The organism is Homoserinimonas sp. A447 (genome assembly GCF_054489325.1).
This window is the reverse complement of record NZ_JBTMWW010000001.1, coordinates 2425704-2443597: the sequence shown is the minus strand read 5'-3', so window position 1 is coordinate 2443597 and position 17894 is coordinate 2425704. Positions and strand designations below refer to the sequence as shown.

Here is a 17894-nt window from a genome sequence, read left to right as displayed (position 1 = left end):
AGCGGGCTGCGCCGCGCGTGTCCCCCGGGGTTTACGCCCAGCGTGCGTGCAGGCCGTTGGCGGGCGCTCCGGCGCGCGCCGCGGAGGCGAGCGCTTCGGCGACCGGAAGCACATCATCCGGCACCGCCCCGGCCGTCACGCGGATGAAAGCCTCCGCCGAGTCGACAGCGAAGAACGGCGAACCGCCGGCGACGCGGATGCCCGATGCCGCGAGCTCGACGATGGCGGACTGCTCGTCGGACACCGGCAGCCAGGAGTTGATGCCGTCCGCCTGGCGCACGGCGAGCCCCAGCCCGTTCAATGCATCCGCCAGCGCCTCCTGCCTGGCGGCGTAGCTGCGACGAGCTTCGGCGACCTCCTCGACGCTGGCGTTGTTGGTGAGCAGGTCGTGCAGGATGGTCTGCAGCATCCGGCTGGTCCAGCCCGGTCCGAGCATCCGCCTGGCAATGATTCGGTCGATCAGGCGCGCCGGCCCGCCGAGGGCGGCGATGCGCAAGTCGGGCCCGTGCGATTTGGAGTAGCTGCGGATGTGCAGCACCCGGTCGGGCAGCCAGGTGCCGAGACTGACGTCCGGTGCGGTGCTGATGTCACCGGAGTGGTCGTCTTCGATGACAACCACGTCGTGCCCGCGCAGCAGGCCGGCGAGTTCCTCAGCGCGGTCGCCCGGCATCGAGGCGCCGGTCGGGTTGTGGGCGCGCGGCTGCAGGATGACGACGGATGGCGAGCGGGTGAGCGCCTCCTTCAGCGATGCCGGCACGATCCCGTTCTCATCGACCGCGACCGGCAGCCGCTCGAGGCCGAGCTGGTCGACCAGGTCGAAGAACGGCGGGAATCCGGGGTTCTCCACGACCACGCGATCACCGAACCGGGTGACCTGCTCGAGGCTGCGGGAGAGCGCATCCAGTGCCCCGTCGACGATGGTGAACGACTCGGCGGGGTAGGGCCAGGAGGTGTGGAGCAGGTTCAGCAGCTCCGGCAGCACCGACAGGTCCTGGTAGCTGGGGGTTTCGGCGCGCTGCGAAACGCGGGTGAGTGCCGGCCCCAGCGCCGGCAGCAGCGCGGGGTCCGGGGTGCCGCGGGACAGGTCGAGCCTGGGTTGGAGCGACTGATGGGATGAGCTTCGCGTGTTGGGCCGCTGGGTCGCGGGCTCTCGCACGAACGTGCCATTGCGGCCGCGCGACACGATGAGCCCGACCGATCCGAGCGCCTGCCACGCCTGGCTCACCGTCGCCGGGCTGACGCCGAGTTCGGATGCCAGCTCCCGAACGGTGGGCAGGCGGTCACCGGCGGCCAGGCGGCCGGAGCTGATCAGCCGTCCGACGCCTGCCGCTATCCCCGCCGGGGTGCGATGCTCGATCTCTGCTGCAAACATCCGTCACGGTCTCGTGTGTGTAATGGCTCTTGCCTGAACCCGATTGGGCACCGGTATGATGACTGTACGCCCACAAGGAAAACATAAACTAAATATTCAGCATCATCAATAACAAAAAGTAACAAGTCGAGTCGCGCCGATTGTGAGATCGGCCCGGCAAGCTGAGCACAAGGAAGTGTGGAGGACGGCTATGAGCAACATTGTTCGCGCGGCGATCACGCAGACGACCTGGACCGGCGACAAGGAGTCGATGCTCGACAAGCACGAGCAATTCGCCCGGGATGCGGCCGCCGATGGCGCGCAGATCATCTGCTTCCAGGAGCTGTTCTACGGGCCGTACTTCGGCATCACCGAAGACAAGAAGTACTACGCCTATGCCGAGCCGGCCGACGGCCCCATCGTTCAGCGGTTTGCGGCGCTCGCCAAAGAACTGAGCATGGTCATGGTGCTGCCGATCTACGAAGAGGACATGCCAGGGGTGTACTACAACACCGCGGTGGTGGTCGACTCCGACGGAACCATCCTCGGCAAGTACCGCAAGCACCACCTGCCGCACCTCGACCGGTTCTGGGAGAAGTTCTACTTCCGTCCAGGCAACCTCGGCTACCCGGTCTTCGACACGGCGGTCGGTCCGGTCGGCGTCTACATCTGTTACGACCGGCACTTCCCGGAGGGGTGGCGAGAGCTGGCGCTGAACGGTGCGCAGATGATCTTCAACCCGAACGCCACCAAGCCGGGGCTCTCCAACCGGCTCTGGGAGGTCGAGGGCCCGGCGGCAGCCGTTGCGAACGGCCTGTTCGTGCTCCAGCCGAACCGTGTCGGCCGCGAAGACAACGAGTACGGAGAGCTGGCCGTCGACTTCTATGGCACCAGCCAGGTCATCGACCCGCGCGGCAACTGGGTCGGGGAGCGCGGGTCGGGCACCGACGAGGAGATCATGATCCGCGACCTGGACATGGACATGATCCGCCAGATGCGCGATGACTGGCAGTTCTTCCGCGACCGCCGCCCGGACTCGTACACGAGCATCCCGAAGCCGTAAGACCCGCTGGTCGCCAGAAGGAGGAGAAGTCAATGAAGACCCTCATCAAAAACGGGACCGTCGTGAACTCGACGGGGACAGCATCCGCCGATGTATTGATCGACGGCGAGACGATCGCGGCCGTGCTCGCGCCCGGCTCGAACCTGCTCGGCTTCGACGTGGAGAACAACGTCGACACGGTGATCGACGCCGCCGGAAAGTACGTGATCCCGGGCGGCATCGACGCACACACGCACATGGAGATGCCGTTCGGCGGCACCTTCGCCAGCGACACCTACGAGACGGGAACGCGCGCGGCAGCCCACGGTGGCACGACCAGCATCGTCGACTTCGTGGTGCAGTACGCCGGCGAGAACGTGATCGACCAGTTCCAGGCCTGGCACGCGAAGGCGGCCGGCAACTGCGCGATCGACTACGGCTTCCACCAGATCCTGTCGGACGTTCAGGATGCCTCGCTCACCGCGATGGACGAATTGATGGGCGAGGGGGTCTCCAGTTTCAAGCTCTTCATGGCCTACAAGGGCGTCTTCCTTTCGGATGACGGGCAGATCCTCCGCGCGTTCCAGAAGGGTGCAGAGCTCGGCGCGATGATGATGATGCACGCCGAGAACGGCGCGGTCATCGACGTGCTGGTGAAGCAGGCGCTGGAGGCCGGCAACACCTCCCCGTACTTCCACGGGCTCACCAGGCCGTGGCAGGCGGAGGAGGAGGCAACCCACCGCGCCATCATGCTCGCCAACCTCACCGGGGCGCCGCTCTACGTCGTGCACGTCAGCGCGAAGCAGGCGGTCGAGCAGATCGCGGCCGCACGGGACAAGGGCCAGAACGTGTTCGGGGAGACCTGCCCGCAGTACCTCTACCTGTCGCTCGAGGAGCAGCTCGGCGCACCAGGGTTCGAGGGCGCCAAGTGGGTGTGCTCCACTCCGCTGCGCTCGCGGGCGGAGGGCCACCAGCACCACATGTGGCAGAGTCTGCGCACCAACGACATCCAGATGGTCTCCACCGACCACTGCCCGTTCTGCATGAAGGGGCAGAAGGACATGGGGGTGGGCGACTTCTCGAAGATCCCGAACGGGATCGGCGGGGTCGAGCACCGGATGGACCTGCTCTACCAGGGCGTCGTCGACGGCAACATCTCACTGGAACGTTGGGTCGAGGTCACCTCGACCACGCCGGCGCGGATGTTCGGAATGTACGGCAAGAAGGGCGTCATCCAGCCCGGGGCTGACGGCGACGTGGTCGTGTACGACCCGAACGGCCACACCTCGATCGGGGTGGGGAAGACACACCACATGAACATGGACTACTCCGCGTATGAGGGTTTCGAGATCGACGGGCACGTCGACACGGTGCTCTCGCGCGGCAAGGTCATCGTTGACGACAACCAGTACCTGGGCGCGAAGGGCGACGGCAAGTACTTCAAGCGCGGCCTCTCGCAGTACTTGATCTAGGAACTCCATGCAGACGTCAAGAGCAACCGCAATAGTGCCCTTTCCGGAGGAAAGTGCCCGGCGGAACAGCCACTATCCGCCGGAACGGGCACTTTCGAGCAGGGGGAACTGAGCATGGATTTCGGAGCAGTACTACAGACCAACCCGCCCGCCGCGCGCACCGTGCAGCTGGCGAAGCTGGCGGAGGAGCACGGGTTCACCCACCTCTGGACTTTCGACTCGCACCTGCTGTGGCAGGAGCCGTACGTCATCTACAGCCGCATCCTGGCCGAGACGCACAAGATCATGGTCGGCCCGATGGTGACCAACCCGGCCACCCGCGACTGGACCGTGACTGCTTCCACCTACGCCACCCTCAACGAGATGTACGGCAACCGCACCATTTGCGGGATCGGCCGCGGCGACTCGGCGGTACGGGTGACCGGCGGTGCGCCGACCACGCTGAAGACCCTGCGGGAGGCGATTCACGTCATCCGCGAGCTCGCCAACTCGCGGTCGGTCGAATACAACGAGACCACGCTGCAGTTCCCGTGGAGCAAGGGCTCGAAGCTCGATGTCTGGGTGGCGGCGTACGGTCCGCTGGCGTTGAAGCTTGCCGGCGAGGTGGGTGACGGTTTCATCCTGCAGATGGCGGACCTCGATGTCGCCGAGTGGATGATCAAGACGGTGCGGAACGCCGCAGAGGCGGCCGGCCGCGATCCGCTGTCCGTGAAGTTCTGTGTCGCCGCCCCCATGTACATCGGCGATGACTGGGGCCGCATGCGTGACCAGTGCCGCTGGTTCGGCGGGATGGTGGGCAACCACGTGGCCGACATCGTCGCCAAATATGGGGCGGATGGCGCAGTGCCGAAGGCGCTCACCGACTACATCGCCGGCCGGCAAGGCTACGACTACAACGAGCACGGTCGAGCCGGCAACACGCACGCCGACTTCGTGCCGGACGAGATCGTCGAGCGCTTCTGCCTGCTGGGGCCGGCTGAGGACCACATCGAGAAGTTGAAGGCACTGAAGGATCTCGGCGTCGACCAGTTCGCCGGCTACCTGCAGCACGACAACAAGGAAGAGACGCTGCGCGTCTACGGCGAGACAGTGATTCCTGCGCTCAGCGAGCACATTGTGGCCAAGGCATGACATGACCGTCACTCCCACGATGCAGGTCATGACGGTCGACGCCTCCAGGGGGCGGCCGAAGCGGGCTTCGTCTGGGCGAGGCCGCCGCGGCCAATGGCGCCGGGTCGCGTTGGGAACGCTCGGAGTGCTGGGTATCGGGGTGCTGTGGGAGCTGTACAAATTCCTTGGGCCGGAGAAGGGATTCGTGGTCGGCGAACTCATCTTGTTGCCGCGAACCAACGACATGTCGATGCCACACATCGCCACCATGTTCGAGCGCCTGCTTGAGCCGCTCACCGGCGCCAGCAACTCGGTCATGATGTGGGAGGCGGTGCTGGAAACCTCAAGCTTCTCGCTCTACATTGCTGCTGTCGGCTGGATCATCGGCGTCAGCGTCGGCCTGCTTCTCGCCCTCGTCATGCAGCGTTTCCGAACCGCGCAGTCTGCCGCACTGCCGTGGATCATCCTGAGTCAGACGGTTCCGCTGATTGCCATCGCGCCGCTGGTTCGCCGCTGGGGTGCGCAGATTGAAATCGGCTCCTTCGTCTGGGAGAACTGGATGTCGGTGGCGTTGATCGCGAGCTACCTCGCGTTTTTCCCGGTGTCGATCGGGGCACTTCAGGGGTTGAACTCCCCGGACACCGCCCACGTGGAACTATTCCGCGCCTACGGGGTCGGCTGGTGGAAGACCCTGCTCAAGCTTCGGATCCCGGCGAGTGTTCCGTATCTTCTACCAGCCCTGCAGCTCGCTGCGGCAAACGCCGTGATCGGCACAATTGTCGCCGAAGTCTCGATCGGGCTCAAGGGTGGGATCGGTCGAATGGTCATCGAGTTCGCTGGTGCCGCCGGCGGCGATCCGGGTAAACCGTGGGCACCGATCTTCGGCGCTATCGCAATCGGACTGATTGCTGCCGGAGTCGTCTCACTATTCGCGTTGTTCGCCCGTCGCTACCGCCGAGGGGAAACCAACGCATGACCGACACACAACCCGAGGTGAAAATGACCGAAGAGGCCCACCCGTCTAACGAAGCGATGATGGCGCAGTCAGCGGAATCCCCCGCAGTCGTCGTCGACAACGTGGGAAAGATCTTCACCGTCGAAAAGGGCGCACAGGTCACCGCTCTCGAAGAGATCAGCCTCACCGTCGCCAAGGGTGAGTTCGTTTCCCTGATTGGACCATCTGGCTGCGGTAAGAGCACCCTCATGCGCCTGATCGCGGACCTGGACCATCCGACCGGCGGATCACTCGCCGTTTTTGGTAAGACGCCGAAACAGGCGAGACTCGACCAGGACTATGGCATCGCCTTCCAGCAGGCCGGGTTGCTGCCCTGGCGCACTGTTCGAGCCAACATCGAGCTTCCGCTCGAGCTTCACGGCAGCAACCGGTCGGCGCGGACGAAGAGAGCAACTGAACTTCTGTCGCTGGTCGGGCTCACCGACTTCGCCGACAACTTCCCCGACCAGCTTTCCGGCGGAATGCAGCAGCGGGTCGCCATCGCCCGCGCACTGGCGGAGAGCCCCAACCTGTTGCTCATGGACGAGCCTTTTGGAGCCCTCGATGAGATGACCCGCGAGCACATGCAGGCCGAGTTGGCTCAGATCTGTGGCGAAACGAACGCCGCAGTTGTTTTCGTCACCCACTCCATTCCCGAAGCGGTGTTCCTGGCCAACCGGGTGGTAGTGATGTCACCGCGACCTGGTCGCATCCGCGCCATTGTCGACATCAATCTGGGAGATGCACGCCACCGCACCGACGAGCTGCGTGAAGACGAAGCGTTCTTCGCTGCCGTCAGTTCGGTGCGGGAGCATCTGCACGGAACTTCCGGTGCCAGCGCGCGAGGAGCTGACAACCGGTGAGAGCAGCGTTTGGAGCATCGAAGGGGTTACTCCCGCCGTTGATTCTCGGCGTGGTAACCCTTGCGTTGTGGCAAATCGCCGTGGTCGCGTTCGAGATCAAATCGTTCGTACTGCCCAGCCCGGCCTCCATTGGCGAGCAATTCTTCGCCAACCTGCCAACAGTCTGGTCGAACTCGCTGGTTACCGGCATGAACTCCCTGATCGGACTACTGATCGGGATGGCCGTGGCGGTGGTCTTCGCCATGATTTCCGCGCTGGTGCGAACGATTGATGAACTCACCGCTGCGGTGGTGTCTGCCGCAATGGTGCTGCCCATTGTGGCGCTGGCGCCGGTACTCTACGGGATGTTCAGTGCCAGCCAGCAGACCGCCAGGGTGCTCGTCGCCGCGCTCGCGGTCTTCGTGCCGGTCTACGTGAACACGCTGAAGGGGTTGCGCCAGGTTCGCCCCGTGCACCGCGACTTGATGAGGGCGCATGCGGCTTCCACCTGGCAAACGACCAAAATTGTCACGCTACCAACCGCACTGCCCTTCCTGTTCACGGGACTACGCATTGCCTCCGCCCTGGCGGTCATCGCCGCAGTGATCGCAGAGTACTTCGGTGGCCCCATTGGCGGACTGGGCAAATCGATTACGACGGCTGCCGCCGGGAGCAACTACCCGTTGGCCTGGGCCTACGTGCTCGGATCGATTCTTCTCGGTCTCGCCTTCTACCTGGCCACCATGGCGGTCGAACGACTGACTCTGCACCGGCGTGCCTGAACCGCATAGTTCTCATGAACCGCAACAAGGAGGAAACAATGAAACACAGCACACGCCTCATGACGGGGACCGCTGCATTCGCGGTTGTCGCCCTCGCATTCACCGGCTGCTCGCCTGGGGGGTCAACGACGACCGACCCCGGCGAGGACGGGCTGACACCGGTCACGTTGCAGCTGCAATGGTTCGCCCAGGCTCAGTTCGGCGGCTACTACGCGGCAGTCGATCAAGGGTTCTACGAAGAGGAAGGCCTCGACGTCACCCTCCAGGAGGGCGGTGCAGACATCGTTCCGCAGGATGCCCTTGTCTCTGGAGACGCGGACTACGCCATCTCCTGGGTTCCGAAGGTGCTGGGTTCTATCCAGCAGGGTGCGAACATCACCAGTGTCGCCCAGATCTTTGAACGCTCTGCGACGATGCAGGTGTCGTTCAAGGAGCACGGCATCACCAGCGCTGAAGACCTGGCCGGTCACACGGTCGGCAGCTGGGGCTATGGCAACGAGTGGGAGATCTTCGCCGGACTGCAGCAGGCGAACCTCGGCGTAGACGACATCACCCTGGTCACGCAGGCCTTCGACATGCTGGGGCTGCTGCAGGGCGACATCGATGCGGCACAGGCCATGACCTACAACGAGTACGCGCAGGTGCTGGAAAGCATCAACCCGGACACCGGAGAGCTCTACCAGCCGGAGGACCTCAACGTCATCGACTGGAATGAGGAAGGCAGCGGAATGCTGCAGGACTCGATCTGGGCCGACGCCGAGCGCCTCGCCACCGACACCGAGTTTCAGGAGACGACGGTGAAGTTCCTGAAGGCCTCGATCAAGGGCTGGATCTACGCGATGAACGACCCGCAAGCATCCGCTGACATAGTCACCGCTGCTGGATCGACTCTGGGCACCAGCCACCAGCTGTGGATGGCCAACGAGGTCAACAAGCTGATCTGGCCGTCCACGAACGGGATCGGCATCACTGACGAGGACGCCTGGGACCGCACGGTGGACATCGCGATGGAGACGCAGAACGAGACGGGAGCAACCATCCTCACCGAGCTGCCGCCCGAGACTGCGTACACCAACGAGTACATCCAGAAAGCGCTCGACGAATTGATCGCCGAGGGCATCGATGTGAAAAACGAGGGCTACGAGTCCATCACCGTCGAACTCAAAGAGGGCGGCAAGTAACTAGCCGCTTGCCGGGTAGCCCACGCGGCTCCCCGGCAGCCAGCTCCCATTAGAAGAAGAAAGAAAGAAGCACGATAACCGTGACCGACACCACCACCACCTCTGTCGAAAGCACCGTCGACACCGACCTGGATGCCAGGGCGATCGAACTCGACAAACACGTCTTCCACTCCTGGTCGGCGCAGGCGACCCTCAAGCCGTTCGTCATCTCCGGCGCCCAGGGCTGCCGCGTGTGGGACCACTCCGGTCGCACCTACCTGGACTTCTCCAGCCAGCTGGTCAACGTGAACATCGGCCACCAGCATCCGGCCGTCGTCGCCGCCATCAAGGAGCAGGCCGACACCCTCACCACCATCGCGCCATCGACCGCTAACCTGCGCCGCGGCGAGGCGGCCAAGCGCATCACCGACCGTGCACCAGACGGCTTCAACAAGGTCTTCTTCACCAACGGCGGGGCGGATGCCAACGAGAACGCCATCCGGATGGCCCGCCTGCACACCGGCCGGGACAAGGTGCTCTCGACCTACCGCTCGTACCACGGCAACACGGGTGCGGCCATCGTCTCCACCGGGGACTGGCGTCGCGTCCCGAACGAATACTCGCGCGGGCACGTGCACTTCTTCGGACCGTACCTGTACCGGAGCGAGTTCTGGGCAACGAGTCCCGAGCAGGAGAGCGAGCGCGCCCTGCGCCACCTGGAGCGGGTCATCCAGAGCGAGGGTCCGGCCGGTATCGCGGCCGTGCTGCTCGAGTCGATCCCGGGAACAGCCGGTGTGCTGTTGCCCCCACCCGGCTACCTGGCCGGTGTGCGGGAACTCTGCGATCGCTACGGCATCATGCTCATCCTCGACGAGGTGATGGCCGGTTTCGGCCGCACCGGTCGCTGGTTCGCCTTCGACGGATACGACGTCGTGCCCGACCTGATCACCTTCGCGAAGGGCGTCAACTCGGGCTATGTGCCGGTCGGCGGCGTCATCATCTCGGATGCGATTGCGAGCGACTTCGACAACACCGTGTTCCCCGGAGGTCTGACCTACAGCGGGCATCCGCTGGCCATGGCGTCCATCGTCGCGGCGCTCGACGCCATGGAGTCGGAGGGCATCGTGGAGAACGCAGCCCGGGTCGGCCGGGACGTGATCGCACCGGCGCTCGCAGAACTGAAGGCGAAGCATCCGATCATCGGTGAGGTGCGAGGTGAGGGCGTCTTCTGGGCGGTCGAACTGGTTGCCGACCAGGCGACCCGGGAGCCGGTCAGTGGAGCGGTGATGGGCACCATCAAGTCCGAGCTGATGGGCCGAAGGTTGCTCCCGTTCATCTCCGAGAACCGCATCCACGTCGTGCCGCCCTGTGTCGTCACCGACGCCGAGGTCGCCGAGGCGATGGCCATCTACGACGAGGTGCTCGGCCTCGACCTGCTTTAGTCCCCCTCCCGCTGGCCCCGCTTGTCGAAACCCCCACGAGAAACCTTCCGGATCTCGACAAGCTCGATCCGCGAATCAACAGAAACGAAACAATGAAATGACCGAAACACTCTCCCATTACATCAACGGCGCGTCCGCTGATGGCAGCTCCACCCGCACCTCGCCGGTCTTCAACCCGGCCACTGGCGCGGTCGCCAAAAATGTCCGGCTGGCCAGCACCGCGGATGTCGACACCGCGGTCGCCGCAGCGCACGCCGCTTACCCGGCCTGGCGCGACACCTCGCAGGCCAAGCGGCAGGTGATCCTGTACAAGTTCCGCGAGTTGATCAGCGAGCGTCGCGATGAGCTGGCAGACATCCTGACCGCCGAGCACGGCAAGGTGACGTCGGATGCCCGCGGCGAGGTCGCCCGCGGCATCGAGGTGGTCGAGTTCGCGCTCGGCATGCCGCACCTGGTCAAGGGTGACTTCAGCGAGAACGTATCGACTGGCGTCGATGTGTACACGCTGCGCCAGCCGCTCGGTGCCGTGGCGATCATCAGCCCGTTCAACTTCCCGGCCATGGTGCCGATGTGGTTCTATCCGATCGCGATCGCCGCCGGCAACACCGTCGTGCTGAAGCCTTCCGAGAAGGACCCGTCCGCGGCCAACTGGATGGCCGAGCTCTTCACCGAGGCCGGCCTTCCCGAGGGTGTCTTCAACGTGGTGCACGGCGACAAGGAGGCGGTCGACGCCCTGCTCGTTCACCCCGACGTGAAGGCTGTCTCGTTCGTCGGGTCGACACCGATCGCGAAGTACATCTACGAGACCGCGTCGTCGCACGGCAAGCGGGTGCAGGCCCTCGGCGGTGCGAAGAACCACATGCTGGTGCTCCCGGATGCTGACCTCGACCTCACCGCGGACGCCGCCGTCAACGCCGGGTTCGGTTCCGCCGGCGAACGCTGTATGGCGATCAGCGTCATCGTGGCGGTTGAGCCGGTCGCCGACGACCTGATCGCGAAGATCACCGAGCGGATGAAGGGTCTCAAGGTCGGCGACGGCATGCGCAATTGCGACATGGGTCCGCTGATCACCGAGGCGCACCGCGACAAGGTCGCCTCCTACATCGACCTGGCCACGAAGGATGGGGCGGATGTCGTGGTCGACGGCCGAGGGATCGAAGTCGATGGCGAGGCATCCGGTTTCTGGCTCGGACCGACGCTGCTCGACAAGGTGACCACGGACTCTGACGTCTACAAGGACGAGATCTTCGGGCCGATCCTGGCGATCATCCGGGTGGACAGCTACACCGAGGGTCTCGACCTGATCAACCGCAGCCCGTACGGCAACGGGACGGCGATCTTCACCAACGACGGTGGCGCGGCACGTCGTTTCCAGCACGAGGTGGAGGCGGGCATGGTCGGTGTGAACGTGCCCATCCCCGTGCCGGTCGCGTACCACTCCTTCGGCGGCTGGAAGGACTCGGCGTTCGGTGACGCGAAGGCGTACGGCCCGGCCGGGATCTCGTTCTACACGCGGGAGAAGGCCGTCACCTCACGCTGGCTCGACCCGAGTCACGGCGGGATCAACCTGGGCTTCCCCCAGAACCACTAAGTGCATGTTTCGCTGGTTGAGCTCGTCGAAACCCCCACGGGATCTCGACAAGCTCGATCAGCGATTGCTGCCGACTCGCTCAGGGACGGAAGCCGATCGACCTGCGGAAAGCAGGAACGGTTACGCGCTGATGCTGCGCTTGGCCTCTGCCGGCTGCGCGTGCGCAACCAGCGACTCGGTCTCTGATGTGAGGGTGCGCATCCGCTGAACGTACTCGTGCAGCACGGACTGCTGTCGGCGAAGGTCCGAGATGTGGGTTTCGGCGTCCCTCGTCATCGAGTTCACCATGTCTTCGGTGTCGCGGGTGATGGTGCTCGCACGCACCATCGTCTTCGACATCAGGTTGTCGGTGAACGCGAGTGCTGCCTGGGCGTCTTCTTCCGCGCGGCGCTCGGCCTTGGCCAGCATGGCCTCGGCGTCGGCCATGAGTGCGGCTGCCCGCTGGGATGCCGCCTCCACGTGGGCGTCCGCCTGGGCGTAGGCCTTCTGCGCGTAGCGCTCGGCCTCCTCGTGCACCGTGGCCCGGGCGAGTTCGGCCTCGTCCTGACGGTCACGAACGTCGGCCTCGGCTGCGACGATCATCTCCTGGGCGGCATGGAACAGCTCGGCGGCTTCCCGCTTGACCTGTTCGGCCTGACGGCTGGCCGCGGCCTGGATCTGGGCCACCTGCCGCTCCGCCTGGGAGATCATGGTGGCGCTGCTGCGCTCAGCGCGAGCGCGGGTGTTGCGTGACTTCGCGGACTCGTCAGCGGCCTGCTGGCGCAGCCCAGCCACTTCCGCTTCCGTGCTGAGGCGCAGTTCTTCGGCAGCCTGCTGGGCATCCGCAATCAGCGTGCGGCTTTCCCGTTCAGTCTGCTCACGGATTCGCGCGGCATCGGCCTTGACCGACGCGCGGATGTCGGCCGCCTCCTCGCTGGCCTCGGAAAGCATCTTGCTCGCCTGGGTCTCCGCCACACGAAGGGTTTCCTCGAACGCGGTTCCGAGGTCGGCAAAACTGGGCTTGATCCGGGACGCGCGCTCGTTGGCATCCGCCAGTTCCCGCTTGAGCCGCTGGATCAGGTGGGCGTTGTCCGCCCGCTCCTCGTTGTAGCGGTCGAGGCGTTCGTTCAGTTCGACGACGATCCGGTCCACATCCGCTGGATCGTAGCCACGAATTGTGCGGCGAAACTCGATGACGTTGTCTGACATGCTCATTGTGGCTCCCCGCGGCGCACCCGAATGCGCCTAATGTCCCGAAACACGGCTCCCGATATGCCGTAGCTCTCCAACGTACCGGTGAAGCACCGCCTCCTGCCGCGCCGGGGCTACCCACAAACGGGGGGTCGGTCCACTAGTCCGGCAGGGTGATCGCGCCGGTCTCCACCGCGTGCAGCCGCTGCACTTCGGCTGCGCGCTGCCTCAGTACCGCGACGACGGTGCGAACCGCGAGGCGCTCGGCTCGATCCGGGCGCATCAACGCCACGATCTGCCGTTCCGCGTCGATGCCCCGGAGCGGCTTCAGCACCATCTTGTCGGCCAGCTCGGAGCCCGACGAGTAGCGCGGCACCAGGGCGATGCCGAGGCCGGCCATGATGAACGCCTCGATGATGCGCAGGTCGGAGAACCGCTGGATTATGTTCAGCCGGCCGTTGCCCAACTGCTCGATGTCGTGCAGCACCCGCTCGAACGGAAACCCTCCCGGTACGCCGATCCAGGGTTCGTCGACGATATCGCCGGCGGTCAGGTAGCTGCGCCCGGCGAGGCGGTGCTCCGAGCAGACACCGATGTCGAGCTGTTCTGTCATCAGCGGGACCACCGTGAGGCCGCGGCCGCCCCAGGAGCGCTGACCGCTCATCGTGTGCGCGAGGACGATGTCGTGGTCGGCGGTCAGCTCAGAGAAGTCGTTGAGTTCCGGGTCCTGGTCCGTGCAGTTCAGGATGATGTCTCCCAGGTCGGCCAGGTCGGCGATGGTGCCGGGTAGGAGCATCTGTCCGGCCGTGGGGAAGGTGACGATGCTCACGTCGCCGGTTGCCTTGTTGCGGAACTCATCCCAGACGGCATTCGCGCGCTCGATGGCGATCGCAACGTCGGTGGCGCTGCGAGCCAGCGCGCGGCCGGCATCCGTCAATGCGAGCCCGCGTCCGCTGCGTTCAGTGAGGGGCAGCCCGGCCTCCCGCTCAAGCACTTTGAGCTGTTGCGACACGGCGGACGGCGTGCGGTGCAGGGCGCGGGCCACCTCGGTGACACTGTGCCGTTCGGACAGTTCCCTGAGCAATTCGAGACGCTGAATGTCCATGTAGCCACGCTACAGCGTTCGTGCAGAATAATGCGATTGTGGTTTATAGATTCCGGTGATGGAATAGAAAACAGTCGAACACGAGCAAAGGCGCCTCCGTCTGGTCGACGTTCCCACGAAACCCCTACGAAAGGCACCTTCTCGTGTTCGCTCTACTCACCATCATCGGCATCCTGGCCATCACGTCCATCGTGGCCGTGTACTCGGACATCAAGACCGACGGCTACAGCCACCACGCTGCCCAGAAGGAACTGCAGTTCTCCTAGGCGGTTGATCGCCGTTGCCGGCGATACCCAGCAGTACCGACGCTCGGCCGGAGGGGGCATCCTCCGCAGCCGGGCGTTCCTGCGTTAACCCGCTGGGTAGAGTTGGCGGGTGACCGAAACGCGCCAGCAGCTCATCGAATTCATCAAGGCCGATGCCGTCTTCCACGGGGACTTCACCCTCACCAGCGGCAAGAAGGCTACCTATTACGTCGACCTGCGGAAGGTCAGCCTCGACCACCGGGTCGCCCCGCTGATCGGTCAGGTGATGCTGGACTTGATTTCCCAGGTTCCCGAAGTTTCGGCCGTCGGTGGCATGACCATGGGCGCCGACCCGATCGCATCCGCCGTACTGCACCAGGCTGCTGCACGTGGCGTGGCCTACGACGCGTTCGTCGTGCGGAAGGAGCCGAAAGACCACGGTCGTGGCCGCCAGGTTGAGGGCCCGGATGTGGCGGGCAAGCGGGTCATCGTGCTCGAGGACACCTCGACGACCGGTGGCTCTCCGCTGTCCGCCATCGAGGCGCTGAAGAAGGTGGGCGCCGAGATCGCCGGCGTCGCCGTGGTCGTCGACCGCAACACGGGCGCCCGTGAGGTCATCGAGGCGGCCGGCTACCCGTACTTCGCTGCGATCAGCCTGGACGACCTCGGCCTCAGCTGACGCCGAGCTCGCCCCTTCTTAACCAGGTCCAGTTCTTAAGCTGGTCGAGCTTGTCGAGACCCGATGGATTGCCCGACCGGTACTACTCCAGCAGGTCTGCCACGCTGTCGATGACCTCGTCCGGTCGGAACGGATAGCGGTCGATCTCGGCCCGGTCGCTGATACCGGTCATCACCAGGATGGTGTGCAGCCCGGCCTCGATGCCGGCGACGACGTCCGTGTCCATCCGGTCGCCGATCATCCCGGTGTTCTCCGAGTGCGCGCCAATCTTGTTCATCGCCGAACGGAACATCATCGGGTTCGGCTTGCCGACCACGTACGGCAGCTTGCCGGTGGCCTTCGTGATGAGGGCGGCGACTGCGCCAGTGGCTGGGAGCGGTCCGTCGATGCTCGGGCCGGTGGCATCCGGGTTGGTGGCGATGAAGCGTGCACCGCCGATGATCAGGCGGATCGCTTTGGTGATGGCCTCGAACGAGTAGTTGCGCGTCTCGCCGATCACCACGTAGTCGGGGTCGTTCTCGGTCATGGTGAACCCGGCCTCGTGCAGTGCCGTGGTGATGCCGGCCTCGCCGATCACGAATGCGGACCCGCCCGGAATCTGCGATTGCAGGAAGTCGGCGGTGGCGAGGGCGGATGTCCAGAGGAACTCTTCGGGAACGACCAGTCCGGATGCCCGCAGACGGGCACTGAGGTCACGCGGCGTGAAGATGGAGTTGTTGGTGAGCACCAGAAACGGTTTGTCCTGTTTGCGCCACTGCTGCAACAGTTCGGATGCCCCGGGGATCGGCCGGCTCTCGTGCACCAGCACGCCGTCCATGTCGGTCAGCCAACACTCGATGTTGTCTCGGTCGCTCATACGGCAATCGTACTGAGCACGATTTGGGCCGTCCGGATTCCGGGGCATCCCGAGGGGTCTGCCCCGCGAACGTGGGCTCTGCACTTTCAGGTTCTTGTGCCATGCTCAAAGGGTGACTGACTCACGACGCGATTATGCCGTGGGCGTCCAGAGACCCTCGACGGCCACCATGCGGCGATTCGGCTCCATGGTCATTCTGGTGGGCGGCGTCGCCCTGATCGGGGCGTTCATCCCCGGTGTCACCTTGACGGCGCTGATCGTGGCCGTCCTTGGCCTGGCCCTCGGCATTCTCTGCCTCGTCCTGGACCACAGCTTCAACGTGCTCGGCCTGATCGGAACAGTCATGTCGTCGGCGGCCGTCAGCCTGGCGATCATCATGGGGCTTGTCTACGGTTCCTGAGCTGCGCGATCGGTGGTCTCGATACACGTTCTCGCTTCGCTCGCCCGCACTCGACCCGCAGAAGGCGAGTGGGCCGCAGTGGTTTCTTGTGGGTGAGTGGGCGCGCAACAGCTATCTGTGGGTTGAGTAGGCGCGCAGCGCCGTATCGACCTGTTCAGGCGTGTCAGTCGAACGGTGTGTACTCGCGTTCGCCCTGTACGATCTGCCGGTTGAGCTGGCGTCCCCGTTGTTTTCTGGGCCATGATGAACCCTGTGGATCGCGACCGGCTTACTCTCGCTGAGGAAGTATTGCTGTCGGAGCCGGCGACAGACGGGCGGATGGTCTACGGCGGATTCACCATCGGGGCTGCGGCCCTTGTAGAGCTTGCCGTCCGCGGCATCGTCGTCATGGGACGTGTCCGGTTGTGGGGCCAGCGGCTGACGCTCGTAGATGACGCACCGGTGGGTATCGAGTCGTTGGACGTTGCCATCAATGTCCTCGCCGGCCGGCAACGCCCGTGGACGGCCCGGGCCGCTATCTGGAAGGTATCGGAGCCGGTGTCAGCCTCCGCAGTCATGGAACTCAACCGACGAGGCATTGTCCGCGCCCGCGGCCTGCCGATGCGACACGGCGGATGGCTGGAACTCCTGGACTTCGAACTCCGGCACCGCACACTGCCGAGAACCGCCCACACAGCACCGCTGCAGGCATCGACACGGGGATGGTTCGCGACATTCACCGCCGATCCGGCCGCCAACTGGTCGGTGAGGGCCCAGACGCGTGGAAGCTTGAACTCCTCGGCCAGTATCCGACTGAGTCGCTGCCAGCGGTGACGCTGGTGCTCTCCAGCCTGAACGCCCTCACCGCACCGGCGTACTGAATTCAGCCAGCTGTGCGGATAGGTGACCGCGTAGGCACTGGGGCCGGATCCAGAGCGATACCCTGAGATACGTGCACGAGCAGCCGGACCCCTCCCATGAGTTGACCACCAATGGGGTCGGCCCCTGGAAGGGCGAGCTGCCCGCCGATGAGCGCTACGACCCCGAACTCCTGGCCAAGGGTGACACCCGCAACGTCATCGACCGCTACCGCTACTGGAGCATGGCGGCGATCGTCTCCGACCTGGATGAGCACCGGCATCCGTTCCACGTCGCCATCGAGAACTGGCAGCACGACATGAACATCGGCTCGATCGTGCGCAGCGCCAACGCGTTCGCCGCCGACACCGTGCACATCGTCGGACGCCGCCGCTGGAACAAGCGCGGAGCCATGGTGACCGACCGTTACCAGCACGTGCTGCATCATCCGGATGTCGCCGACTTCGTCGCCTGGGCCAAAGAGCGCGACCTTCCGATCATCGCGATCGACAACGTGCCTGGCAGCGTGATCATCGAAACCTTCGACTTCCCGCGCGAGTGCGTGCTGCTCTTCGGCCAGGAAGGCCCCGGCCTGTCGCCCGAGGCGATCGAGGCGGCGGATGCCGTGGTCGAGATCAGCCAGTTCGGCTCCACCCGCAGCATCAACGCCTCCGCGGCCGCAGCCGTCACCATGCACGCCTGGGTGCGCCAACACGTGTTCGGAACGTGAACCGCACAACTCCCATGGTCAGCCCCGGCCACAAGGCGGGGTGTTCCAATGCCCTACGATTATCTCGTCTGGGCAGTGTCGCCCGA

18 protein-coding genes are annotated in these 17894 nt (G+C 64.8%); 14 read left to right on the top strand and 4 right to left on the bottom strand.

The genetic code is table 11. From position 1 onward, the window contains the following. Positions 1-31: 31 nt before the first annotated feature. Complete coding sequence (locus ACX3O0_RS11955) at positions 32-1372, bottom strand: aminotransferase-like domain-containing protein (RefSeq protein ID WP_459107862.1); 1341 nt, start codon at positions 1370-1372, stop codon at positions 32-34. 190 nt (positions 1373-1562) lie between these two features. Here ACX3O0_RS11955 and ACX3O0_RS11950 point away from each other — a divergent pair, with 190 nt between their 5' ends. From ACX3O0_RS11950 to ACX3O0_RS11910, 9 genes are all read left to right on the top strand, one after another. Then, positions 1563-2414 carry a nitrilase-related carbon-nitrogen hydrolase gene (locus tag ACX3O0_RS11950; RefSeq protein WP_459107861.1) on the top strand — a complete coding sequence of 284 codons (852 nt, stop codon included), beginning with the start codon at positions 1563-1565 and terminating at the stop codon, positions 2412-2414. A 32-nt stretch (positions 2415-2446) separates the two neighbouring features. After that, the gene (gene hydA, locus ACX3O0_RS11945; protein WP_459089124.1) at positions 2447-3865 is read left to right on the top strand and encodes a dihydropyrimidinase; all 1419 of its coding nucleotides are present in this window, start codon (positions 2447-2449) and stop codon (positions 3863-3865) included. Positions 3866-3979: 114 nt separating this feature from the next. Beyond that, positions 3980-4996 carry a TIGR03842 family LLM class F420-dependent oxidoreductase gene (locus ACX3O0_RS11940; protein ID WP_459107860.1) on the top strand — a complete coding sequence of 339 codons (1017 nt, stop codon included), beginning with the start codon at positions 3980-3982 and terminating at the stop codon, positions 4994-4996. 1 nt (position 4997) lies between these two features. After that, entirely contained in the window at positions 4998-5951 is a 954-nt protein-coding gene (locus tag ACX3O0_RS11935; protein WP_459107859.1) for an ABC transporter permease, read from the top strand. Continuing rightward, positions 5948-6832, top strand: a complete 885-nt coding sequence (locus ACX3O0_RS11930) for an ABC transporter ATP-binding protein (protein WP_459107858.1) — start codon at positions 5948-5950, stop codon at positions 6830-6832. The genes ACX3O0_RS11935 and ACX3O0_RS11930 overlap by 4 nt, the downstream gene beginning before the upstream one ends. Positions 6833-6882: 50 nt before the next feature. Beyond that, positions 6883-7593 (top strand): ABC transporter permease, encoded by a 711-nt coding sequence (locus ACX3O0_RS11925; RefSeq protein WP_459107857.1) that lies wholly within the window; start codon positions 6883-6885, stop codon positions 7591-7593. A gap of 38 nt (positions 7594-7631) precedes the next feature. Next, on the top strand, positions 7632-8774 hold the full coding sequence (locus ACX3O0_RS11920; protein ID WP_459107856.1) for an ABC transporter substrate-binding protein: 1143 nt from the start codon (positions 7632-7634) through the stop codon (positions 8772-8774). Positions 8775-8854: 80 nt separating this feature from the next. Then, positions 8855-10195 (top strand): aminotransferase class III-fold pyridoxal phosphate-dependent enzyme, encoded by a 1341-nt coding sequence (locus tag ACX3O0_RS11915; RefSeq protein WP_459107855.1) that lies wholly within the window; start codon positions 8855-8857, stop codon positions 10193-10195. A gap of 97 nt (positions 10196-10292) precedes the next feature. Further along, positions 10293-11786 carry a CoA-acylating methylmalonate-semialdehyde dehydrogenase gene (locus ACX3O0_RS11910; protein WP_459107854.1) on the top strand — a complete coding sequence of 498 codons (1494 nt, stop codon included), beginning with the start codon at positions 10293-10295 and terminating at the stop codon, positions 11784-11786. Positions 11787-11906: 120 nt separating this feature from the next. Here the strand turns inward: ACX3O0_RS11910 and ACX3O0_RS11905 are convergent, their stop codons facing one another. Both ACX3O0_RS11905 and ACX3O0_RS11900 read right to left on the bottom strand, forming a co-directional pair. Further along, positions 11907-12980 (bottom strand): DivIVA domain-containing protein, encoded by a 1074-nt coding sequence (locus ACX3O0_RS11905; protein WP_459089108.1) that lies wholly within the window; start codon positions 12978-12980, stop codon positions 11907-11909. 136 nt (positions 12981-13116) lie between these two features. After that, positions 13117-14061, bottom strand: a complete 945-nt coding sequence (locus tag ACX3O0_RS11900; RefSeq protein ID WP_459089106.1) for a LysR family transcriptional regulator — start codon at positions 14059-14061, stop codon at positions 13117-13119. Between the two features lie 143 nt (positions 14062-14204). Between ACX3O0_RS11900 and ACX3O0_RS11895 the strand changes: the two genes are divergently transcribed. Together ACX3O0_RS11895 and pyrE are read left to right on the top strand one after the other, a co-directional pair. Next, the gene (locus ACX3O0_RS11895) at positions 14205-14327 is read left to right on the top strand and encodes a hypothetical protein (protein ID WP_459089104.1); all 123 of its coding nucleotides are present in this window, start codon (positions 14205-14207) and stop codon (positions 14325-14327) included. Positions 14328-14436: 109 nt separating this feature from the next. Then, complete coding sequence (gene pyrE, locus ACX3O0_RS11890; protein ID WP_459089102.1) at positions 14437-14985, top strand: orotate phosphoribosyltransferase; 549 nt, start codon at positions 14437-14439, stop codon at positions 14983-14985. An 82-nt stretch (positions 14986-15067) separates the two neighbouring features. On the opposite strand, the gene ACX3O0_RS11885 is transcribed toward pyrE, so the two are convergent. Further along, on the bottom strand, positions 15068-15841 hold the full coding sequence (locus tag ACX3O0_RS11885; protein ID WP_459107853.1) for an HAD-IIA family hydrolase: 774 nt from the start codon (positions 15839-15841) through the stop codon (positions 15068-15070). A gap of 112 nt (positions 15842-15953) precedes the next feature. Between ACX3O0_RS11885 and ACX3O0_RS11880 the strand changes: the two genes are divergently transcribed. From ACX3O0_RS11880 to ACX3O0_RS11870, 3 genes are all read left to right on the top strand, one after another. Beyond that, positions 15954-16241, top strand: a complete 288-nt coding sequence (locus ACX3O0_RS11880; protein WP_459089098.1) for a hypothetical protein — start codon at positions 15954-15956, stop codon at positions 16239-16241. A gap of 252 nt (positions 16242-16493) precedes the next feature. After that, on the top strand, positions 16494-17054 hold the full coding sequence (locus ACX3O0_RS11875; protein WP_459107852.1) for a GPP34 family phosphoprotein: 561 nt from the start codon (positions 16494-16496) through the stop codon (positions 17052-17054). A 118-nt stretch (positions 17055-17172) separates the two neighbouring features. Then, positions 17173-17808 (top strand): TrmH family RNA methyltransferase, encoded by a 636-nt coding sequence (locus tag ACX3O0_RS11870; RefSeq protein WP_459089094.1) that lies wholly within the window; start codon positions 17173-17175, stop codon positions 17806-17808. Positions 17809-17894: the final 86 nt, after the last annotated feature.